Raw genomic sequence first — 21,878 nt, 5'->3', positions numbered from 1 at the left:
GTTAGCATTACGTCAATTTTAAGCCCCCCTTAAATTGCGAATTAGTATAATTAGCGCCTGAAGACTATATTTGACCGCTGAATTCCACGCATTTAAACTATTCATCTCATGAAACGGACCTTCCTGACTTCGATCGGATGCTTATTGATATTGGCTTTGCTGTCGTCCTCCGGACTATTCGCCCAATCTTCCCGCACCTTCCAGAACCCTTTACCCGTGGAGTTCGGCGACCCATATGTGCTCCACGTAAAAGGCGATAAATATTACATGTACGGAACCGGCGGGGCCAAAAACGGATTCGCTGCCTATTCCTCCACCGACCTAGTCAACTGGAAAAACGAAGGCCAGGTGTACTACGCCAGCAACCCCAACGGCTGGAGCGATTCCACCGCCGCCTGGGGTGGTGCGTATTGGGCGCCCGAGGTATATGCCCATAACGGCAAATTCTATATGTTCTACAGCGCGCAATGGAAAGAAAACCCGACGAAAGAACTCGAGAATTTCCGTATCGGCGTGGCCGTGGCCGACAAGCCCACCGGCCCTTTCATCGACCTGCAAACCCGCCCCGTATTTGATCCCGGATACCCCATCATCGATGCCAACGTGCTGTTCGACACCAACGGGAAAATGTATCTCTACTATTCCCGCTGCTGCTACAAGCACGCCGTGGAAAGCGAAGTGGCCGACTGGGCTAAAAAGAAGGGCTGGTTCGATTTTATCGAAGAAAGCTGGGTGTACGGCGTGGAACTGAAGCCCGACTTCAGCGGTGTTACCGGTGAGCCGGTGATGTTGTTGCGCCCGCCGGTTAAAATGGACGACAAACAAGCAGAATGGGAAAGCCGCTCGGTCACCAGCAAGGAAGTGAACCGCCGCTGGACTGAAGGCTCCGTGGCATTCCGGAAAGGCGATATTTACTATATGATGTATTCCGCCAATTACTTCGGCGGCAAAAACTACGCCGTAGGCTACGCCACCGCGAAAAGTCCGCTCGGCCCCTTTACCAAAGCCGGCAACAACCCCGTACTGCAGAAGAACGTGGAGCAGGGCGGCGTTGTCACCGGTACCGGGCATAACAGCATCACTTATTCCCCCGACGGGAAGGAAATGCTTTGCGTATACCACGCCCGAACTATGGCCACAGGCGATCAGCGGGTGGTGTTCATCGACCGGATGAGGATCCTTAAAAACGGGAAACTGGTGGTGGAAGGCCCGAAAACAACCCCGCAACCTATTCCCGGAGCCAGATAACCGCTATTCCCCGATATTCTTCAGCTGCATCAGCAACGTATACGCGCCTTCCGTGACGATCTTCTTCCCGGTCAGGTCCGGCGCCGTTACCACCGTCATGCCGCCGCTGACTTGCCCTTTCTCCACCGGTATTATCCGGAACGTGCGAACCGCTTCCTGGATAAATACGTAATCTTTTCCTTCAAAATTGACGATAGCGGCGTCCGGCAAGACGTTTTCCTCCGTGTCGCCGAGTTTCACTTCCACGTTCATGTACATGCCCGGCACGAGGGTTTTGTCGTACTTCAGGAAATGACAGTGCACCTCGGCACTGCGGTTTTCGTTGAGGGAATGACTGATGAGGATGATTTCCGTTTCGTACCGTTGATCGGGCCGCGCATTGGTATACGCGACCGCCGGCTGGCCGATGGCGAGCTTGCTGAGATCCTTTTCATACACGGTGAGGTTCAGGTGGATGTCTTCCGGGTTCACCAGTTCAAAGATCACGTCTGACGGTGTCACGTACTTGCCGATGTTGACATTTACCTTGCTGACGTAACCGGTGATAGGAGCGTGGATATTAATGGTGCGGGAAATATTGTTTTCGGTGAGCTGTTCCGCCCGGATGCCCAGCAGGCTGAGCTTTGCAGCCAGCGCCTTGCTTTCCACACTGAGGTTGCGGTATTCGATTTCCGCCTGCTGCATCACTTTGTCGCTGGCGGCTTTGTTGCGGTTAAGCTCCCTTTGCCGGTCGAATTCCTTTTCCGCATATCCCAGGCGGTTGCGGGCGGTGAGGTAATCCTGCTGCAGCTGGATGTATTGCGGATCTTCCATAACCGCGAGCAATTGGCCTTTTTTTACGTGCGTTCCGGGCATCATTCCCGTTGACTTCAAATATCCGCCCAGCGGAATGCTGACCGAAACGAGGTTCTGCGGCGGCACGTCTACCTGACCGCTCACTTTCAGCGTACCGCTGATACTTTCGCGGGAGATAGCGCCGGTTTGAAGGCGCGTATTGGCCATTTGTTTTTCCGTCAATGTAACGAGATCTTCCGTTACGGTGGCTTCCCGGGTTTCGGCCGGCGTTTCGGGCTTGCTGCCGCAGCTCGTGAAAAGGATGCTGGGGGCGAGGAGGGCGGCGAGAAATGTGATATTGCTGATGTTCATGATTTATCGGGCTAAGAGGTAATTCAATTGAATGATGCTGTTGTTCAGGTTGCGGACGGCTTCGAGGTATTCGAGCTGCGTGCCGAGGGATTGCTGGTTGAGGACCGTCCATTCGAGGTAGTTGATCTCTCCGCCGGCCAGTTGCCGGTTGAGCGTGCGGGTGATGTCCCGTGCATTCCCAAGGGCGCCTTTCTCGAAATCCGCGACGATGCTCCTGAATTGTTCCACCTGGCTGCGCGCCGCGGCGTATTCGGCCCCCAGCGATTGCGCCCGCTGGGCCGTTTCGTTCTGCGCCATGGCCAGCGCCGTTCTGGCGGAACGTATGCGGGCTTTCTGCGCGCCGGTGAACAAGGGAATGTCTACACCCAGCTGGAAGGACTGGAACCGGTCCGACCGCCCATACTGCACGCCATCCCGGATGCTGAGGTTGTTATATCCCGCGCTCAGTTCCGGCAGGAGCTTCGATTGCTCCACGCGCACCATCGCACCGGCGGCCTTTTCCTGCTGCAGTTGCCATTTCAGTGCGGGGTGGCCGGAAAGCAGGGAACTGTCGGGCAGGGGCGCCTCCATCTGCATCGATTCCGCCACCGGCGGCCGGAATTCGGCCATGTTCAACATGAGCATAAACTGCCGTTGCAACAGCGCCTTCTCCTGCTGCAGCCGCTTCAGCAATACGCGCAGCTGAATCAGCTGGTTTTCGGCGCTGGCCTTCTCCAGGAGATTGCTTTCGCCAGCTTCCAGGCGGAGTGTTGCCACGCGCAGGAAAGCACTGTAACTGGAATCCATGCGGATCAGCAGTTTTTCCTTTTCTTCCGTCAACAGCCATTCGTAAAAGATGCCGGTAGTTACTTTCCGCACCTCGGCTTCTTTCAGCTCAACATCCATTATCGCCGCTTTCCATTCTTCCTGCAACTGCCGGCCCTGCCGCGCATATACCCCCGGCAGGCTGAAACGCTGCATCACGGAAATCCGGTCGTCGGCGAGCGGACTGTTGAACCTGCCGTATTCTGCATTCACAGCAGTTCCGGGTAGGTTGACGGCCGTGCCGGTCAATTCTTTAGCTTGTTTCGCACGCAAGCGGCGGTTTTGTACCAGCAGGTTGTTGGCCACAGCGCTGTCGGTGGCTTCGCGGAGGCTGATCCCTTCCTGCGCCACGGCGGGCAGGGATGTGCAAAGCAACAGGACCGCCACCATCACTTTGCCAGGTTTCACACGGATACCTTTTTCGAACGCGATGTAGAGTATGGGCAACACAAACAACGTGAGCAGCGTAGCGATCATCAGCCCGCCGATCACAACCGTTGCCAGCGGACGTTGCACCGAAGCGCCGGCGCCATTGCTGAGCGCCATCGGCAGGAAGCCGAAGGAAGCCACGAAAGCGGTCATCAGCACCGGCCGGAGACGCATCGCCGCGCCCTGGGTCACGATTTTCCGCAAATCGGTTTCCCCGGCGGTTTTGATGCGGTTGAATTCCGCCACCAGCACGATCCCGTTGAGCACCGCGATCCCGAAGAGCGCGATAAATCCAACTCCGGCGCTGATGCTGAAAGGCATCCCGCGCAAGGCCAGCAGGAAGATGCCGCCGATGGCGGATAACGGAATGGCGGTGTAAATTAGCAACCCGTATTTGATGGAATTGAATGCGAAATACAATAGCAGGAAAATGAGGATCAACGATACCGGCACCGCCACCGACAGCCGGGCCTTTGCTTCGTTCAGGTTCTCGAACGAACCGCCGTAACTCACCGAGTAGCCAGCGGGCAGCTTCATGGCGGCGGATACTTTCTGCTGCAACTCGCCCACGATGCTTTCCACGTCGCGGCCGCTGACGTTGAAGCCCACGAGGATGCGCCGGCGCGTATCTTCCCGCTGGATCTGACTGGGACTGTCTTTCAGCTCCACTTCCGCCACCTGGTACAGTGGGATCTGCGTACCGGCGGGTGTAGGGATGAGCAGTTGCTGCACATCGCTGATACCGGCGCGCTTATCTTTCTGCAACCTTACCACCAGTTCGAAGCGCTTTTCGCCTTCAAACACCAGGCCGGCGCTTTGTCCTGCAAAAGCGGCGTTCACATTCCGGTTGATGTCAGAAATATTAAGGCCGTATTGCGCAATGGCGGCCCGGTTATATTTTATGACGATCTGTTGGGTGCCGGTGATCTGCTCCACGTACAGTTCCGTGGTACCGCGGACGGAGCGCACGATATTCCCCAGCTTTTTGGCGTAAACGCCCAGGGTGTCGAGATCTTCCCCGAAAATTTTGCACACCACATCCTGCCGTGCGCCGGTCATCAGTTCGTTGAAGCGCATCTGCACGGGGAACTGGAAGCTGGTGGTAACACCTGGCACTTCCGCCGCCGCGGCCCCCATCTTCTCCGCCAGTTCATCGAACGAACGGGCGGAGGTCCACTCGGATTTGGGCCGCAGGTTGATGATCATATCTCCCATATCCATTGGCAACGGCTCCGTGGGCACTTCGCTGCTGCCGATTTTTGTGACGATGTTCTTCACTTCCGGGAACCGCCGCTTGAGGATGCCGGCCACTTTCTGGACATTCTCCATGGTGGTGTGAAGGTTACTGCCCGGGAGCACGCGCGTTTCCACGGCGAAATCGCCCTCTTCAATCGACGGGATGAACTCGCCACCCAGGCGCGTCAATACGAAAACAGCGGCAACGAACAATACCGCCACTACCGCCACGATGGTTTTGGGAATGGCAAGCGCCCTGGTAAGCCAGGCGCTGTATCCGGTTTCGATGCGCGACATCACGCGATCCGACAAGTTGGGCTTCACTTTAACCTTCCGGCTCAACACCAGGCTGCTCATCATGGGGATGTAGGTGAGTGAAAGGATGAAAGCTCCCAGCAGCGCGAACGCTACCGTTTGCGCCATAGGTTTGAACATCTTCCCTTCGATCCCTTCCAGGCTGAAGATCGGGAGATATACAATGAGGATAATAATCTGCCCGAACACGGCGCTGTTCATCATTTTGGACGAGGCTCCCTTCACTTCCAGGTCCATATCCGGGCGACTCAGTATGGCCAGCCCGGCGAATTTCCTGTTGTGGCTCAGTTGGTGCATTACCGCTTCCACAATTATCACGGCGCCGTCCACGATCAGGCCGAAGTCGAGGGCGCCAAGGCTCATGAGGTTGCCGCTCACGCCGAAAAGGTTCATCATAATAATGGCGAAGAGCATGGACAGCGGGATGACAGAAGCCACCAGCAATCCCGCGCGCAGGTTCCCCAGAAATATAACGAGCACGAACACCACGATCAGCGCGCCTTCCATCAGGTTCACCTCCACGGTGTGAATGGCGTTGCTGACCATGTCGGTCCGGTCCAGGAAAGGCTCGATATCGATCCCTTCCGGCAACGTTTTCCGTATTTCCGCGATCTTTTGTTTGATGTTTTCTATGACCACGTTGCTGTTGGCGCCTTTCAGCATCATCACGATCGCACCGGCCACTTCTCCTTCGTTGTTATACGTCAGCGCCCCGTAGCGCGTGGCCGCCCCGATGGTCACTTCCGCCACATCGCGGATCAACAGGGGAGAGCCGCCGCTGCTATTTTTGATAACGATATGACCGATATCTTCCTTACTGCCGATCAGCCCTTCGCTGCGGATATACAAAACGGCCGCTTGTTTTTCAATATAGGCGCCGCCGGTGTTTTCGTTGTTGGTTTCCAGCGCGCGGAACACATCGGCGATGGTGACGCCCTGCGCCTGCAGTTTGGCGGGATCGATAGCCACCTGGTATTGCTTCAGCTTGCCGCCGAAACTGCTCACTTCCGCCACGCCCTTCACACCCAGTAACTGCCGGCGCACGATCCAGTCCTGAATGGTACGCAGTTCGGTGATATCGTATCTTCCTTCAAAACCTTTCTTCGGCTTCACCACATATTGGTAGATTTCCCCCAACCCGGTGGAAATGGGCCCCATCGCGGGCTTGCCGATGCCATCGGGGATGGATTCCTGGATCACGGCCAGTCGTTCAGACACCTGCTGCCGCGCCCAGTAAATATCAACGTCATCATCAAACACCAGCGTTACGAGCGACAGCCCAAACCGGCTGTAGCTGCGGATTTCGGTGATGCCGGCAATATTACTGCTGGATTGCTCCACGGGGAAAGTGACGAGGCGCTCGATATCCGTTGCACCGTACGAAGGTGCCACGGTGATGATCTGCACCTGGTTATTGGTAATGTCCGGCACGGCGTCAATTGGCAGTTTGAACAATTCGAAAATGCCGTAAACGACCAGTGCGAGGGTACATAACGCAATGACGAGTTTATTCCTGACGGAAAACCCTATAATTCGGTTTAACATGAATTACTGATTGAATAAAATCCGGAAATGGGTAACAGAACAGCCTGCCGGAAATGGCGGGCTTGTCCTACACGAGCGTATTCATTCCGGAACGGGGAGGATGCCAGATAATGCTGATGTTGGCGGAGGGGATCAAGTTATCGTTTTTGGGATACGGCTCATCCACAGCCAGGGGAATGACCGGCTTGCGAAGTTCCGCGGCGAAAGTCGCAGGAACAACCGGGGAGCTGAATATGCTGGAATCCACCTTTTTGAAAGGCAGCTGGTTGTCGCGATCTTCGTCGTTGTCGGTATGGGGTATATTGTTGTAGTGGTCGATGATGAATTGGGTGAAGGTGATGCGTCCATCGAGCTGTCGGTGTTCCTGGTAATGCTGAATCAGCACGGGGAGCTTCATCAGCTCCCGTAATTCCGCACCGGAAGTGATGTAAGCAATCAGTAATATGACAGCCAGGCACTTTTTCACCAGGACAAAGGTAAGCAGAACGGATTTCAATTTCAAGTACGAAGATCATTCTTGGAATTTTCCCTGATAATTTCTAAATTGATGGTATTGATCCCCATAAGTAGCAAAGGTTTGGACCAGATGACCCCGGATTTCCATTTCAATGATTTATTAAAACCCCATAAAAAAGCATAATATGAGTATCGACTTCCTCGATCCCGCCACCAGCGCGGTATTTACGCCATCCGGCCTGCTCGCGCGGAAGATTCCCACTTCCGATAAGCTCACCGGCATTGAGCTGCGGTTATTACCACCTTTTGTGAAAGACAACAACACGGAGCCGTTCTTTCCTTTTCCTGGCTTTTCGAAACTCTATTGCCTCATGATCGTGGTCAGCGACATCGGGAACCAGCTGGTAGGAGGGATCGACCTGCAAGGCTTCCCGCGGATCGGCGATGAAGAGCATTTGCCTATTAACAAGACCATATTTTACTGGCAGCAGAACGAAACGGACAAACAGCCCCCCAAACAGATCCACACGATGTGCGCAGTCATAAAAAGTAAAAAAGGGCTGCGGGATACCGGAAAAATCCTGACCAGCCTGAAAAACGACGAGGAATACAAGACGCTGATGGGCACCGTGGTGGGGATGGCTTCCGCATCCAGCCCGGCGGGCGCTGCGGTGGACATTGTGACACAGGTGGCTGGGATCGTAGGACGTTACCTGGTGGATGTGGAAGACAAGCCCGTGGGCACCGTCATCAACAGTTTCACCGACATTCGGGGGGACTTCGATCACGAAGGCGTCCGCAAGTACGCGTTCCCGACCAAAAAAGTGGATTTCGAGATGGAAGTGATCGTGCGGGCGCAGCGGCCGGCTACACGCGGCCTGGAGAAGATGCAGGAGGAAGACGAAGCGGTGGATGTGCAGATGCAGCCGCTATGGTAAATTAAAACTGCGTAATTTATGTCATATATTCCCATAAACAGCCTTTGAAATGAAAGATGAAGGCAAACCCGGCTAAATTCCATATCCTTATTCGCCGGTACATTTTTTCCATAACTGCAGTGATATTCAGGCAACGTTTTGATGACGGCGGCGTTAAACAATGGTTGATCGCCGGGGCAATATTTGGATTTTGGATGCAATATGATTTTGGATTCCGGAAACGTCGAAACGAGTAGTAAAACGAATACCATAAATGAAGAGACTGGTGCTTCTGATGCGGCTAGTCCCTTCATCTTTTACACCTATTTTCCCCGCAACCTGCGGTTGTTTACCGCATATCCGGGTTATCCCGATAAAAAATCGTATATTTGCATCATTGCACAGGCTACTGCCTCAGCTACTTCTGAATAAGTCCCGGATAACTCCTCTTCTTCCTCAGTCTTCGCTTTTCCAGCAGCCGACTACCAGTATGCTTTATACGGCAATTCGAGGGGCCTGCGTAATATCGAAACGTGACATCAAACTAATAATCGTCCGATACTCCGGAGATTTCCGGCCTGCAGCCCGCGCTGCATATGGGAATCTCGTCCAAATAAGATATTTATCGCAATAATGCGGCGTCACTAAAACCACAAAACATGGGTGAAACTTTTTCAAAAAAGGAAAAGAACAACAAAAAAGCAAAAGCAAAATTAGACAAGGCGGAAAAAATGAGATTCCGTAAGACCAACAATGACAAGGGCAAAAGCCTGGAAGATATGCTGGCTTACGTAGACGAAAACGGCAACCTTACTCCTTTTGCGCCTAAGGGAGGCACCGAAAGCGTTCCGTTACACGAATTGGCTGCCATGGCCAAAGTGCGGTCCAGGCCGCCGGAAGACAGCACCCGCACCGGGTTCGTTTCTTTCTTCAATTCCACCAAGGGCTTCGGGTTTATCACGGAAGACAATTCGAAAGATAGTATCTTCTTCCATAACAACCAGCTGTCGCAGCAGGTAAAGGAAAAAGACAGGGTATCCTTCACGAAGGAAAGATCTCCTCGCGGTTACAACGCTGCGAATGTAAAACTGATTGATTAACAGATAGATATCGTTAAAAATTACCCAAACACCTGCCACGCAGGTGTTTTTTTGTGCCCGCATGCGCGGGGCGCAATTCGCCTGCTTATTGTCGTAATTCACCCTGATCCCTGCCAGCTGCGCGTTTTACCTTTATAACATCACCTTTAAAATTGTTGTTATGCGGAAATTAATCTTGCAGGTACAGCTCACGCTGGATGGTTTTGTAGCAGGACCGGAAGGGCAGCTCGACTGGATGTGGCTCTCGGGCGACATCGACCCGGCCGGTATGGAAAAGGTCATCGCGCTGGCCGACAGCTGCGATACCATCCTCATGGGGCGCAAAATGACCCCGGGCTTCGTCAAATATTGGGAGAGCGTGGTTGATAACCAGCCCGGCAGCGGCGAGCAGCCCCTGGCGCAGCGGATGGTAAATATGCAGAAGATCGTTTTCAGCAAGACCCTGGATACCATGCCCGGCCGGAACCTCCGGGTGGAGAACGGGGACCTGGGCACGGTGGTCCAATCCCTGAAACAGCAACCCGGCAAAGACATGATCGCCTATGGCGGCGCCACTTTCGCCAGCGCGTTGATCAGCCTCGGACTGGTTGACGCTTATTACATTTTCCTGAATCCCGTGGCCATCGGGCAGGGGCTCCCCATTTTCAAGGAAACCACGCCGCTGCAACTGGAAAACCACACGGCTTACAAAAACGGGAAAATGGTACTGGAATACCTCCCCGTGCGGAAAGAGCTGCTGCCCGCAAAATAGCATTGGCCCGGTGCTTTTTTCAAAACTGGACTATTTGGAGCATGCAAAAGCTAAGTACATTTGCGGTGGAATTCCCCGTATTTCCATTAAACTTCCACCGATGGCATTCAATACCCAGCCCGTTCTCGAAAACGAAACCGTGCAGCTCCGGCCGCTGCAGGAGTCCGATTACCCGGCATTGTACGCCATAGCTTCCGACCCGAAAATCTGGGAGCAGCATCCCAACAAAGACCGCTGGCAGGAGCCTGTGTTCCGGAAATTTTTGAAGGCGCCATGGAAAGCGGGGGCGCTTTTGCCATCATCTGGAAAGAAACGGGCCGGATGATCGGCAGCACGCGGATCTACGAGCCCGACGAACAAGATAACTCCGTATTCGTGGGATACACTTTCTATACCAGGGATTTCTGGGGAAAAGGCATCAATCAGGCCGTTAAAAAGATGATGCTCGACTACCTGTTCCAATACGTGGACAAGGTATATTTCCATATCGGTGCGGCTAATATCCGTTCCCAGATCGCCATTACGCGCCTTGGCGCTGAAAAGATCGCTGAAGAAAGCGTGGCTTATGTGGGCGAAGCGCCGCGGCTGAATTTTAAGTATAGGATCGTCAAAAAACCGGTACAAGGCTGAGGAGAGGTCCGCTTACAATATTTTACGAACTTTGCAGGCTATGAATATTTTGGATCTGATCATTCATGACAGGGAACAGGTGCAGCTGGACAGTGTTTTCCTCGACGACAACAGCAGGCGGATGTGCCGACAGCTCATCCGGGAGCACCATTTCATCGCCGAGCTTCACAAATACGGCTTACCCGTCAACAATAAGCTTTTGCTGCATGGCGCTTCCGGTTGCGGCAAAACGATGACGGCCAAAGCGCTGGCCCATGCCATGCATAAGAACATCTACATCCTGAATCTCAGCAATATCGTGAGCGCCCGCATCGGGGAAACATCGCAGCACCTGAAGCAGGTGTTCGACAAAGCCGCGCGGGAAAACGCCGTTCTTTTCCTGGACGAGTTCGACCAGATCGCCAAAGCGCGGGGGAACGACGCGCAGGACGTAGGGGAGATGCGCAGGCTGGTGAATACGCTGCTCCAGCTGATCGACTATTACCCCGAAAAATCACTGCTCATCTGCGCCACCAACCACCCCGAGATCATCGACGCCGCGCTGATGCGGAGGTTCCAGGTGAGGATCGCCTTCGAAGTACCGGCCGACGCGGTTTTGGATCATTATTACGACCAGCTGCTGGCCCGGTTCCCGGACGATATCGCCGATATGGAACGCCGCTACGGGATTTCCTTTGCCGAAGCGAAGGATTACTGTTTTACGATCGCCAAAGCGCGGCTCATCGGGAAGTGGGAAAAGGAACAGGCCCTCACCGCCGAGCTGCAGGCACAATAACCCGCAAACTTACAAATCCACGATGCTGCTGCGTTTGTTGCAGCGGTTCATCAGCTGCACCTGCCAGCGATAATTGGGATACATGTAATCCAGGCTTTCCCTGGCGCCTTTTCCCGGCTGGCAACCACTAATATACAACGCCACCACGCCTTCGTTTACCGTCCCTGAAATCAGCTCCACATTGTAGCCGTTGGCCGCGATCTCAAATTGCGGCGCGCCGGGATTCATAAAGTACAGCCGAACGGGATAACAAGTGCCCTCTTTACTGCAGGCCCCACTGCCCCCGTACGCCAGGATACCGGCGCCATCGGCCTTGAACGCGACCTTGATCCGGATGCCGCGGGTGTCGCAGTCCATCGACACGCCCATGATCTGTGGGGCCGATCCGCATGGCGGCGTTACATGCGCCGAAATCACCTGGATCTTCTTTTGCTTGTACATCACGTCCAGCGATGCCAGCTGATCCACCGTTTCGTCGTGCGACAGCGTTAGGTCGAAGTCCCGGGTGCCCTTCAACATCGTGTATCTTACTTTTGCATTCGAATTCTCCAGGGTCAGGTCGTTGTAATTAACCGCAATGTCCCTTCCATCTTCATTCACCAGTTTAAATACCTTCTTGCTCCCGGATTCGAAAGTGAGCGGATAAGGTACCGCGCTCCCGTCGGCCATCACGACTTTCGGCCGGATATACTGCAATGTCACGTCCTGCGTTTTGCTGGGATTCCAGTCATCGCCGGTGAAAGCGTATCGGGCTGTGAGGCTGGTATATTTTTCGTATTCGGGAATGGTGGTGGGATCGATTTTAAAGGTAACGAGCCCGTTCACGGTAGACGTAAACTTCGTTTCCATGTGCACCGCCTGGTTGGTGCCCGGGATCAGCAGGGCAAAATCGACGCCTACCGGCTTTTGGGTATAGGGCAGATCGGTTTCATTATCATAAAGGGTAAAGGCGAGCTTGATCTCGGAATCGGTCACCTCGTCGTATTCCAGGTCCGTAGCTTCCGGGAAGGGTTTGAGCAAAACGTCGGGCTTCAGTTTGGCTTTCAGTTCGGCGATTAGCGCGGCCAGATCCCGCAGATAGCCCGCCAGCCTCGATTTTTCAAACTTATATCCTGAAATTTTCCCGCCGATATTTTTGAGCAGGCTGCTGAGGTAGCTGTAATTGCTTTCCAGGCTCTTGATTTCCTGCTGGCTGTTTTGATACTGCGCGGATCCCCTGGCGGATTCCAGCCCCTTGAGGATGGCGGCCTTGATGGCGGAAAGGGCCGGGTAGGTGTCGTAAGCGTGGCCGCCGCACTGGAAATAATCGAGGGTGTTGTCGACGGATTTGCTGATGTCGTCCGAAGGTTGCGGTTCGGCGCAATTGTATACCCGGTCGCCGCCTTCGCCGGTTTCCTTGAATGCATTGTATGCCGCGGCCGGTTTTCCATTTTCGAAATACGTTTGCGAAAGTATGGCGGAAGCGCCCGTTTCCCAGTTGAAATCCAGTATGGACATGGATACGCGGGATGTGGAAACATGGTTCATCTCCACCACGATCTTCCCTTTCTTGCCATTCAACATCGTATACATGCGGCTTTTGGAAACTTCCGGGAACATTTCGGTGACCAGTAGTTCCGCGTTTCCTTTTTTGGCCAGCACAGTGGAGGTGAGGTATTGCAATTGTCCGCTTCCGTTGATCTTTCCGTAGCCCGCCAGGGTATCTTCGTTGTAGGCAATCTTGAAAACAAGCTGGCTGGGTGCATTGGGTTTCAGCGCTTCTTCGAAAAAGACGTTCCCGATGCCGGGAGTAATGCTGCTGTTGTAGGCGGCATCGGCTTTCCGTTTTTCGGCAGGGTCTGTTCCGGGATCGGGAGGCGAGCCCTTTTTGCTGCAGGCGGCAACGATCAGCAATGTCAGGAAGGCCAGCAGGCCGGCGAGCCGGGCGGCTTTCGGGGAGAAGCGTGTTCGGGTAGGCATATCGGTATGGTATAGAATGGGGCGAAATTACCATACGCCCGTCGCTATCCCAATACCTAAATATGAGTATTTATCCGCCGGGGGCTCAGTATGCCGGAGCCGTTTGTTGCCAACTGCCTTGCAGGGTATTTTCCGTGCGGAAGGGCTTTACCAGTTGAATGACGTTTTGCAGCAGTTCGTGCGCGGCGTTGATTTCTTCCTTCTTGATAGAAATGCTTTCCACGTTAAACCCAACAGGAATGCGCTTCTCCGCGGCATAAGCGGCGATTTCGGCGGCGATGCGGGTGGCCGTGGTGGTGGACGATTCGAGGATGTCTTTGGAATGCTTCAGATCGTTGTAGAGCCACTTCGGCACCTGGATGCCCAGCCACTCCATGAACTGGAGGGTCTTGAGGCTGCCGCATGGCGCGAGGGTGAAGATAATGGGCGACATCTCAATACCCTGCTCATTGGCATGGTAATAATAATCCGACAAAACGTTTTTAGTATCGTTCAGGTTGTAGACGCATTGCGAAACGAAGAAACGGCAGCCCTGGTCCATTTTCCGGAAGATGCGCAGGTGCTCGTCGCCTTTTTTGGCATGGCGCTCCGGAATCGTTACCCCGCCGATCAACAGCTTGCCGGCATGTTGCTGACGGGCCTCATAGGCATCGTTCAGCGAAAAGCGGGTGGCTTCCACCTGCTGCTGCGACGAGGCGCCCACCAGCACAGCGTAATCTATCGACTGATTGTCGCGCAACCAGTCGGTGAATTGCTCCTTCGACTGGTTAGCGATGCTTTTGTAAATGATCCTGGGCACCTGCAGATCCGCGAGGTAATCACGGCTGTATACCTCCGGGCGGATGGTATGGATAAATGAAAAAGTGCGCTCCTGGTCGGTGCGCGTGCTTTCGTCCTGGATGTCATACAGGATCAGGCCGTCGATGTTTTTATCTTTCAGCCGCGCAACCTGGTTTTGGGCGATGACCGCCACCCGTTCCGCTTCGGTCGTAATCTTGGGGGGCGTCAGGCTGTAAAAAACCAATCCTGAAGCGCGTGTCTGAATCCGGTGGCTGAGATTATCTATTATTTGCATTCATTCAAAATGGCTGGTTGATCAAATCCTCCATGTTATGGCTTCTGCCATTCATGCTGCGGCCCGTTTGGACAGTCAGGGGCAGCAAAGATAATAAACGCCCGAAAGTTCTCCCTGCATATTATCCGGCCAGGTATTCCCGGTTCAGGAAATAAGCCTGCGCCGCAGGCGCCGTTCCCACCCGACTGGTATACCTGGATTTTATCCGCAAACGGCAACAGAAAAAGCCCGACAGGCCGAGATATGCGGCTACGGCCGGGATGAAATGCAGTAACCACGGCCATGCGGGCCGGGAAGAGCTTACCAGGGCAGATATATATGGAAATAAGAACGGTCCATAGGCCTGCGGCAAAGAAATTTCCACGCCCAACAAATACGGAAATGCGACGAAATCCCCAGGTGACCAGCAGATAATAGCATCCCGTATGCAGGGAGATGACGATCAGCCAGGATGCCAGTATAAAATCAGCGGCCTGCTTGCTTCTCTTCGTCAAAAGCAGGAGAGCGAGAAAAAGCGGGAAGATGGATCCGGCGAAATGAAGCCTGGGGTCCTGTTATTGGGCTGCCTCCGTATTAAATCGTGAAGCCGTTCAGCTTATAGAAGTAGGTTTTAACTGTTTTGGCGTATAACGTATACCCGTTTTCTTCCAGCAGGCGGTCAGATTCCGAGCCCATCAGGCCCCTGATATCGAGTTCGCTTTCGATCAGCACTATTTTAGGCCGGTATTTGAACCAATCGTTGGACGCCAGCACCTGGAAATCAAGCCCTTCGGCATCGATGGTCAGGAAATCGATCGTTTTGCCGGCCGGGAGATGGGCATCCAGGATACCGGAGAGTGTTTCCGTTTGCACTTTTACGACTTTTTTGACGTGATAGATGGCTTTCTGGCTGCGTTCTTCCGCCATTTCTTTCGAAAAAGTATTCAATGCCGGTTCGTTGAAGATGTAAAAATCGAGTGTTTCGGCCTTGTCGGAAACGGGTATTTCCAGGTTGATATCTTCCGGCCGGATTTTCCGGAATTCGGCCATGCTGCCGGGCATCGCGTCGATATTGATGCCGCGCCAGCCTCTGCGGTAAAATTTATAGGTATTGGAAAAGCGTTTAGGGTGCAGGGCGCCTACATCCACGAAAAAACCTTCGCTTTGAAATTCGAATATCCGCCCCAGCACGAGATCTTCCCCTTCCTGGGAATAGGAAATATTCAGGAAAGGATCGTTGGTTTCCGCTTTGATGAGTTTTCTGATGATTTGTCTGAGCCCCATTGTGTAATTTGATGTGTTTCTATCGAAGAACGCTTGCAATAAACGTACAATATAACGCATATTAAAAATAAATGTTACCGCTACGGAAACGAAAATCCGCTAAATGCCCCCGTAGAAATTATGTTTTTCAGGACGTAAGCGCTATTTTGCCGCTCCCTTAAACAGAAACATCATGCTATCGAAATTCCACACGGCGCTTATTTTCCTGTTAAGCATCTGTGTATCCGTTCACGCGCAGGGCGATATTAAAAAGCGCATCCTGATTATCGGCAATAGTTTTTCCCAAAATGCCGCTGCCTTCCTGCCCCAACTGGCGAAAGAAGGAGGAATCGAGCTGGAACTGGGCCGCGCAGAACTGGGTGGCTGCTCCCTCGAAAGACACTGGAAGCTGGCGGAATCCGGGGAAAAGGCATATAAAGGAAAATCGCTCCGGGAGCTGCTGACCGACGGGCGTTGGGATATCGTCACCATACAGCAATACTCCCTGCTCTCGGGAGACCCGGCCACTTATTCGCCCTACGCCCGTCAGCTCGTGGAATTGATCCGGTCGCTGCAACCCGGCGCGCAGATCTTCATTCACCAAATCTGGGCTTACCGCAACGACGCGAAAGCTTTCGGAAAGATCAACGGCGAAACACGCGCCCGCGACGCTTCGGAGATGCACCGGCATGTGCGGGCCGCCTACCACCAGGTAGCCGGAGAACTGGGGCTCACCCTCATCCCCACGGGCGACGCCTTCCGGGATATGGAAACCAGTCGCAAATGGCGGTACCGGAAAGATACTTCGTTCCATTATGACGCCCCGCCGCAAGGCAAACTTCCTAACCAGACCAACTCCCTGCACATCGGTTACGCCTGGCGCGACGGCAAACTCACCTTCGACCCCAATCATGCCAATACCGCAGGCTGCTACCTCGGTTCGTTGGTTTGGTACCGTACTTTGCTGGGCGGCAAAGTGAAACACGTAAAATTCAAACCGGAGAGCGTATCGGCCTCCATGGCGAAGCGGTTCAGGAAAGTGGCGGCGGGGCTGTGACACCTTCAGCAATTGAAAAGTTTCCGCTATATTTATAGGGTTCTAGGGAATCCGCATGTCTATACACCTACAAACCCGCCTGAATCCCATACAGGCGTTCTTTATTGCCCTGGCCGTGTTTTGCACAGGCATGACAGCCTGCAGGCAGGCGCCGGCGCCTAGTGCCGGGCGCAAAGTTTATATCGGAGAGTCGGGGGGAGATACACGATTTTCAGGGACGGCCAGCCATTCACCGTCAAAGGCGCGGCCGGGAACGGGCAGCTGGAAGTATTGAAAGCCGCCGGCGGCAATACTATCCGTACCTGGGACACCGCCGGGCTCGGGAAGCTGCTCGACGAAGCACAAGCGGCTGGCATTGCCGTCATCTGCGGATTTGCGATACCCGTCAGCGGGCACCTCGATTTCTACCGGGATACTGCCGCCATATCGGCCATGAGCCAGGCATTCGGCCGGGTGGTGGAGCGCCATAAAAATCATCCCGCACTGCTCATGTGGTGCCTGGGCAACGAAGTGGATTTCCCTTACAGTCCCCGCTTCCGCCCGTTTTACAAAGCGTACAACCACCTGCTGGACATGATCCATACGCTGGATCCCGACCATCCCGTTACCACCGCGCTCATCAATTTCAACAGGCGGAATATATATAATCTCCGTTGGAAAGTGCCGGAGCTGGACCTTATCTCCCTGAATATCTTCGGGGAAATAAAAGACCTGCGCACCAACCTGAAGAAATTTTCCTGGTTTTGGGACGGGCCTTTTCTCATTACGGAGTGGGGCATCAACGGCCCCTGGGAAAGCGAGACCACCGCGTGGGGTGCGCCCATCGAAAACACGAGCAATAAAAAAGCCGAACAATATTTACAACGCTACACGGATTACATGCCCGTCAACGATCCCCGCTTCCTGGGCGCCTGCGTGTTCTACTGGGGGCAAAAGCAGGAGGTTACGCACACCTGGTTCGGCATGTTTTCCCCGCATGGCAACACTTCCCCCGCAGCGCAAACGATGCAGTACATCTGGACCGGACAGTGGCCCGCACATAAAGCCCCCAGGCTCCGGTACATGCTGCTCGACGACAAGGGCGCCAGGGATAATATATTGCTCAGTCCGGGCACCGAACATTCCGCGTCGCTGCTGTTGGAAAGCCCCGGCGCCGGCTCGCTCCGGATCGAGTGGGAACTGCTGCCGGAAGACTGGTTCGTCCGTTACCGCAGCTACGTGAATCCTCTGAAACCGCCGGTGCTCGACAGTCTGCTGCTTTCGCAGGAAGGTAACGTGGCGAGATTCAGGGCGCCTTCGCGGGAGGGGCCGTACCGTTTATTCGTAACCGCTTATGATGCATATGGCAATTTTGCATCCGCCAATACACCGTTTTACGTAATCGCGCCATGAAGGAAAAACTGGAACCGGTAACTCCGCCGTCGCGGCGGGAACTGTTTACGCTCAGGCTCATGATCTTGCTGGGGACCCTCAGCATGGGAGTGCTGCTTGTCGTATTGTTCAAACGAACGCAGATAGGTTACGCCCCGATGTATTGGGTTTTGATGGCCGCCATCACATTCAACTGCCTCGCCGTTCTGCATGAATGGTACCATTATGCCGCTATCCGCATCCCTGCCGCTGCGCAGCCGCAACATCCGTTTACAGTTGACGTGCTCACCACTTATTTTCCCGGCGAGCCCTACCAGATGATCGAGGAAACCCTCACTGCCATCAGGGCCATGAAATATCCACATACTGCCTGGCTCTGCGACGAAGCGAACGACCCCTACCTCAAAGAAGTTTGCGCGCGACTCGGCGTGCGGCACGTAACCCGCACCAGCCGTAAAGACGCGAAGGCCGGGAACATCAATAACGCCCTGCAATACGCCACCGGAGAGCTTTGTGTGGTGCTGGACCCTGATCATGTGCCCGCTCCCGGCTTCCTCGACGCCGTGGTGCATCACTTCAACGATCCGGAAATCGGTTTCGTGCAGATCGTGCAGGCATACAGCAACCTGGGCGACAGCCTTATCGCCAAAGGAGCAGCCCAGCAAACGTTCCAGTTTTACGGTCCGATCATGTGCACCATGAACAGCTACGGCACGGTGCTGGCCATCGGCGCCAACTGTACCTTCCGCAGGGCCGCGCTGGATTCCATCGGCGGGCATGCCAGCGGCCTGGCCGAAGACATGCACACCGCCATGCAACTGCACGCCAAAGGATGGAAATCGCGCTACGTGCCGGTAGTGTTGACTCGCGGGCTGGTACCCAACACGCTTTCCGCGTATTATGCCCAGCAGCTGAAATGGGCGAGGGGTACGTTTGAATTGCTGGTGACCGCCTATCCGAAATTGTTCCGTCAGTTCACCTGGCTGCAACGGCTGCACTATGGCACCATCCCGCTGCATTATCTGGCCGGCATCGTATTTCTCATCAACTTCATCGTGCCGGTAGTTTCGCTGGTGACGGGTTATATTCCTTTCCGGGCGGACCTGGTGGAGTTTTCACTGCTGGCGCTACCCGCCATCGCGTCGGTTGTGCTGATCCGTCATTACGTGCAACGCTGGGTGATGGAAGAAAATGAGCGCGGCTTCCATGTGGTCGGCGGCCTGCTGTTCATCGGTACCTGGTGGATATACCTGCTGGGATTCGTCTATACCATCGCCCGGAAAAAAGTGCCGTACCTTCCCACGCCGAAAGACGATTCCGGGCCCGACGACTGGCGGCTGAATATCCCCAATATTTTTGTGCTGGTGATATCGATGGCGGCGATCGTATATGGGTTGCAAGCTGACTGGAATCCTTACACGCTTTTTATGGCGGCGATCGCGGGCATCAACTGCCTGATCATGGTATTCAATATCATCGCCAGCCTGCAGCTAAGGAAAATTCCTGACCGTTACGATTGGGTAAAAACGCTGCTGATCTATCCATTATTATTGAAAAAACAGTTTTGGGTGTTCCGTCATATCCACTTGTACAGCGGTATCCGCAAACTCGGGCTGCCTTTGTTGCTGGCAGCTATCGTGCTGAGTTGGTGGCTAACAACCGGGCAGCAGGGCGTTACAAACATTTCACCGCCCCCCGGCATAACATCTTCTATACAGGCGTTTATAACCCTTCGGGCAAGGGCATGCCGCGCATGCAGATTACATCGATGTACATCGCGTGGGGCAATGGCCCGGAGCACTTGCTTCCCGATACCCTGGCGGCGGTTTACAACGACGGATCCGTGCCCATGATCACCTGGGAACCCTGGCGGTCGCGATTCGGCCACAGCATCGACGGGCTGGGCCAGGAGCAGAAAGTACTGTCACTCATCCCAACCGGCATTTTCGATAGTTACCTTGAACGGTTCGCGGACCAGGTAAAAGCATTGAACCGGCCCTTGTTCCTCCGGTTTGCGCATGAAGCGGATAATCCCGCATATCCCTGGTCGCCCTCCGGCGGTAATACTCCCGACGAATTCAAAGCGGCGTGGCAATATGTACACACACTTTTCCAGCGGCGTGGCGCCATCAATGCGATCTGGGTATGGAACCCGTGGAAGGCATCCAACGCCGAAACCTGGTTTCCCGGCAAAGCGTATGTGGACTGGCTGGGCGTTACCATCCTCAACTACGGGCCGGCGCATGGCGGCAACGAATGGTATGCCTTCGAGAAATTGTATGCGCCTTTCCACCGCCTGCCCCTCTTCCGCTCGGGATTGCCGGTGATGGTGGCGGAAATGGGCTCAGCGGCGGATGCCGGCAATCAGTCGCGCTGGCTCAGCGATGCATTCCGCGACATCAGTCTGCTTTTTCCTGAAATCCATGCCCAGGTATTTTTCAATACCGCACATGATACCAATGTACCTCCGGGAGATTCTTCAAGGTACATCGACTGGACGATCCGACAACCCATGCCAGTGCTGACGGCGCTGAACAATTATCCTCGGCTCCATGGTCCGGTGGCCGCCATCGCATCCATTTCCCAAATCACAACATCCTCTACCGCCGTACACCACCTGCTGCCGGACAGTATCCGCGGGTTGCTTTACCAGAAAGGAGAAGAATGGTTCGGGAACCGGCATGTGCTCACCCGCCGGGAAACGGCCAGCGACATGCAGCAGATGCAGCAGTTGGGCGTAAACACCATCCGCCGGTATGGGCCCGGCGTTTACGATCGCAACGTACTCGCGGAAGCGGGTAGTCACGGCATCCGCGTACATTACGGATTCTGGCTGCCGGATGTAACGGATATGGATAAAGACAGTTCGTCGCTTACGCGGATGCAGGCAAGCATTCTCCGCACCGTGGCCGGGCGGCGGAGCGATACCGTTATCACGGCGTGGCACCTGGGGAATAATGCCTGGCAGGAACTGTCGCAATACCATTTCAAGCCGGCGTTGCTTTACCAGCAGCAACGATACCTTCAATGGCTGGAAGGCCTCGCGGCGGCGATCAAGGCGGCGGACCCTTCCAGGGTGGTGACGACCGATTTGCATATGTATCCCGGGCTTCCGGAAAGCATGCCCTGGCTCCGGCTGCAACTCCCTGCTATAGATGCTTTCGGCGTGGAAGCCACCGGCGATACCAGCGGGCTTTCACGTCTGCTGGCCGGCAACTTTCCCTGTTTCATCAACAGGATGCCCGTCTCCGCATTTGCCAAATTGCCGCCAACGCCGGCATTCCTCACGAACTGGCAGGACCTGGAAAACCGCAACTTCGTATCGTTCGACGGCCTCACCGACCTGCAGGGGCGATACAAGAAAGACCTGCACCTGCTCACCGGACTATGGAGCCATTCGCCCGCGCAGGCGCCTTTACCTAAAGTAAAAATCCTCCGGCCTTCCCGCACTACACTTCCCGGAAGCCAGCTGACGTACAATGCGCTTGTCAGCACCGGCAACGGCTGGCGTTTTACCGTTCCTGATACGGACCGGTTACGGTTTGAATGGTATCTTGTTCAGACAGATGGTTACGGCAATCCTTTCCGCATACAGCAGGTAGGAGAGGGTTGGTCCCTCACGCTCAGGGTTCCCGAACAGCCCATGCATTATTGGCTGTACCTGGAAGCTGCGAAAGACGGCAGCGTGTCAACGGATTTCAGTTCGTTGCATACGCCGCTTTTTTGAAATGCCGGCTACTGCAACATGTCTGCAATACCAGGTTCATCATCAGGATAATCTTCCCTGTGAAAACATACAACAATAAATTGATAATCAATCCG

General features: G+C 54.4%; 17 protein-coding genes. 11 read left to right on the top strand and 6 right to left on the bottom strand.

The window, feature by feature from the left end; translation table 11 throughout:
• Window positions 1–108 precede the first annotated feature (108 nt).
• Window positions 109–1,248 carry a glycoside hydrolase family 43 protein gene (locus tag WJU16_RS25380; RefSeq protein ID WP_341836155.1) on the top strand — a complete coding sequence of 380 codons (1,140 nt, stop codon included), beginning with the start codon at window positions 109–111 and terminating at the stop codon, window positions 1,246–1,248.
• Window positions 1,249–1,251: 3 nt separating this feature from the next.
• On the opposite strand, the gene WJU16_RS25375 is transcribed toward WJU16_RS25380, so the two are convergent.
• The 3 genes from WJU16_RS25375 to WJU16_RS25365 all read right to left on the bottom strand — a co-directional run bounded on the left by WJU16_RS25375 (window position 1,252) and on the right by WJU16_RS25365 (window position 7,189).
• Window positions 1,252–2,394 (bottom strand): efflux RND transporter periplasmic adaptor subunit, encoded by a 1,143-nt coding sequence (locus WJU16_RS25375; RefSeq protein WP_341836154.1) that lies wholly within the window; start codon window positions 2,392–2,394, stop codon window positions 1,252–1,254.
• A gap of 3 nt (window positions 2,395–2,397) precedes the next feature.
• A complete protein-coding gene (locus WJU16_RS25370; protein WP_341836153.1) occupies window positions 2,398–6,723 on the bottom strand; it encodes a CusA/CzcA family heavy metal efflux RND transporter in 4,326 nt (1,441 codons plus the stop codon).
• Between the two features lie 67 nt (window positions 6,724–6,790).
• On the bottom strand, window positions 6,791–7,189 hold the full coding sequence (locus WJU16_RS25365) for a hypothetical protein (RefSeq protein WP_341836152.1): 399 nt from the start codon (window positions 7,187–7,189) through the stop codon (window positions 6,791–6,793).
• 175 nt (window positions 7,190–7,364) lie between these two features.
• Here WJU16_RS25365 and WJU16_RS25360 point away from each other — a divergent pair, with 175 nt between their 5' ends.
• The 6 genes from WJU16_RS25360 (at window position 7,365) to WJU16_RS25335 (ending at window position 11,352) form a co-directional block, all read left to right on the top strand.
• Window positions 7,365–8,117, top strand: a complete 753-nt coding sequence (locus tag WJU16_RS25360; RefSeq protein WP_341836151.1) for a hypothetical protein — start codon at window positions 7,365–7,367, stop codon at window positions 8,115–8,117.
• 710 nt (window positions 8,118–8,827) lie between these two features.
• Entirely contained in the window at window positions 8,828–9,196 is a 369-nt protein-coding gene (locus WJU16_RS25355) for a cold shock domain-containing protein (protein WP_341836150.1), read from the top strand.
• A gap of 160 nt (window positions 9,197–9,356) precedes the next feature.
• A complete protein-coding gene (locus WJU16_RS25350; RefSeq protein ID WP_341836149.1) occupies window positions 9,357–9,947 on the top strand; it encodes a dihydrofolate reductase family protein in 591 nt (196 codons plus the stop codon).
• A gap of 100 nt (window positions 9,948–10,047) precedes the next feature.
• The gene (locus WJU16_RS25345) at window positions 10,048–10,272 is read left to right on the top strand and encodes a hypothetical protein (protein WP_341836148.1); all 225 of its coding nucleotides are present in this window, start codon (window positions 10,048–10,050) and stop codon (window positions 10,270–10,272) included.
• Complete coding sequence (locus tag WJU16_RS25340; protein ID WP_341836147.1) at window positions 10,221–10,577, top strand: GNAT family N-acetyltransferase; 357 nt, start codon at window positions 10,221–10,223, stop codon at window positions 10,575–10,577. The genes WJU16_RS25345 and WJU16_RS25340 overlap by 52 nt, the downstream gene beginning before the upstream one ends.
• Before the next feature lie 40 nt (window positions 10,578–10,617).
• Window positions 10,618–11,352 (top strand): ATP-binding protein, encoded by a 735-nt coding sequence (locus WJU16_RS25335; RefSeq protein WP_341836146.1) that lies wholly within the window; start codon window positions 10,618–10,620, stop codon window positions 11,350–11,352.
• 9 nt (window positions 11,353–11,361) lie between these two features.
• Here WJU16_RS25335 and WJU16_RS25330 read toward each other — a convergent pair whose 3' ends face one another.
• The 3 genes from WJU16_RS25330 to WJU16_RS25320 all read right to left on the bottom strand — a co-directional run bounded on the left by WJU16_RS25330 (window position 11,362) and on the right by WJU16_RS25320 (window position 15,649).
• Window positions 11,362–13,311 (bottom strand): hypothetical protein, encoded by a 1,950-nt coding sequence (locus tag WJU16_RS25330; protein ID WP_341836145.1) that lies wholly within the window; start codon window positions 13,309–13,311, stop codon window positions 11,362–11,364.
• A gap of 85 nt (window positions 13,312–13,396) precedes the next feature.
• A complete protein-coding gene (locus tag WJU16_RS25325; RefSeq protein ID WP_341836144.1) occupies window positions 13,397–14,386 on the bottom strand; it encodes a methylenetetrahydrofolate reductase in 990 nt (329 codons plus the stop codon).
• Between the two features lie 573 nt (window positions 14,387–14,959).
• Window positions 14,960–15,649, bottom strand: coding sequence for an FkbM family methyltransferase (locus WJU16_RS25320; protein WP_341836143.1), 690 nt, complete (start codon window positions 15,647–15,649; stop codon window positions 14,960–14,962).
• 172 nt (window positions 15,650–15,821) lie between these two features.
• Between WJU16_RS25320 and WJU16_RS25315 the strand changes: the two genes are divergently transcribed.
• From WJU16_RS25315 to WJU16_RS25300, 4 genes are all read left to right on the top strand, one after another.
• Window positions 15,822–16,685 carry a DUF4886 domain-containing protein gene (locus tag WJU16_RS25315; protein WP_341836142.1) on the top strand — a complete coding sequence of 288 codons (864 nt, stop codon included), beginning with the start codon at window positions 15,822–15,824 and terminating at the stop codon, window positions 16,683–16,685.
• A gap of 270 nt (window positions 16,686–16,955) precedes the next feature.
• Window positions 16,956–18,077 carry a glycoside hydrolase family 2 TIM barrel-domain containing protein gene (locus WJU16_RS25310; protein ID WP_341836141.1) on the top strand — a complete coding sequence of 374 codons (1,122 nt, stop codon included), beginning with the start codon at window positions 16,956–16,958 and terminating at the stop codon, window positions 18,075–18,077.
• The gene (locus WJU16_RS25305; protein WP_341836140.1) at window positions 18,074–19,909 is read left to right on the top strand and encodes a glycosyltransferase family 2 protein; all 1,836 of its coding nucleotides are present in this window, start codon (window positions 18,074–18,076) and stop codon (window positions 19,907–19,909) included. The genes WJU16_RS25310 and WJU16_RS25305 overlap by 4 nt, the downstream gene beginning before the upstream one ends.
• Window positions 19,801–21,783: a glycosyl hydrolase gene (locus WJU16_RS25300; protein WP_341836139.1), complete on the top strand. Its 1,983-nt coding sequence runs from the start codon at window positions 19,801–19,803 to the stop codon at window positions 21,781–21,783. The genes WJU16_RS25305 and WJU16_RS25300 overlap by 109 nt, the downstream gene beginning before the upstream one ends.
• Window positions 21,784–21,878: the final 95 nt, after the last annotated feature.

Source organism: Chitinophaga pollutisoli (genome assembly GCF_038396755.1).
GTDB lineage: Bacteria > Bacteroidota > Bacteroidia > Chitinophagales > Chitinophagaceae > Chitinophaga > Chitinophaga pollutisoli.
Note: the sequence above shows the minus strand (reverse complement) of the source record. Positions and strands in the feature narration are given on the sequence as shown.

Bases quoted from the DNA above. Each gene is read 5' to 3' on its own strand.
- WJU16_RS25360 (WP_341836151.1), top strand. From the start codon at position 7,365: ATGAGTATCGACTTCCTCGATCCCGCCACCAGCGCGGTATTTACGCCA.
- WJU16_RS25300 (WP_341836139.1), top strand. From the start codon at position 19,801: ATGCCGCGCATGCAGATTACATCGATGTACATCGCGTGGGGCAATGGC.
- WJU16_RS25315 (WP_341836142.1), top strand. From the start codon at position 15,822: ATGCTATCGAAATTCCACACGGCGCTTATTTTCCTGTTAAGCATCTGT.
- WJU16_RS25345 (WP_341836148.1), top strand. From the start codon at position 10,048: ATGGCATTCAATACCCAGCCCGTTCTCGAAAACGAAACCGTGCAGCTC.
- WJU16_RS25375 (WP_341836154.1), bottom strand. From the start codon at position 2,394: ATGAACATCAGCAATATCACATTTCTCGCCGCCCTCCTCGCCCCCAGC.
- WJU16_RS25350 (WP_341836149.1), top strand. From the start codon at position 9,357: ATGCGGAAATTAATCTTGCAGGTACAGCTCACGCTGGATGGTTTTGTA.
- WJU16_RS25305 (WP_341836140.1), top strand. From the start codon at position 18,074: ATGAAGGAAAAACTGGAACCGGTAACTCCGCCGTCGCGGCGGGAACTG.
- WJU16_RS25370 (WP_341836153.1), bottom strand. From the start codon at position 6,723: ATGTTAAACCGAATTATAGGGTTTTCCGTCAGGAATAAACTCGTCATT.
- WJU16_RS25335 (WP_341836146.1), top strand. From the start codon at position 10,618: ATGAATATTTTGGATCTGATCATTCATGACAGGGAACAGGTGCAGCTG.
- WJU16_RS25355 (WP_341836150.1), top strand. From the start codon at position 8,828: ATGAGATTCCGTAAGACCAACAATGACAAGGGCAAAAGCCTGGAAGAT.
- WJU16_RS25325 (WP_341836144.1), bottom strand. From the start codon at position 14,386: ATGCAAATAATAGATAATCTCAGCCACCGGATTCAGACACGCGCTTCA.
- WJU16_RS25320 (WP_341836143.1), bottom strand. From the start codon at position 15,649: ATGGGGCTCAGACAAATCATCAGAAAACTCATCAAAGCGGAAACCAAC.
- WJU16_RS25340 (WP_341836147.1), top strand. From the start codon at position 10,221: ATGGAAAGCGGGGGCGCTTTTGCCATCATCTGGAAAGAAACGGGCCGG.
- WJU16_RS25330 (WP_341836145.1), bottom strand. From the start codon at position 13,311: ATGCCTACCCGAACACGCTTCTCCCCGAAAGCCGCCCGGCTCGCCGGC.
- WJU16_RS25380 (WP_341836155.1), top strand. From the start codon at position 109: ATGAAACGGACCTTCCTGACTTCGATCGGATGCTTATTGATATTGGCT.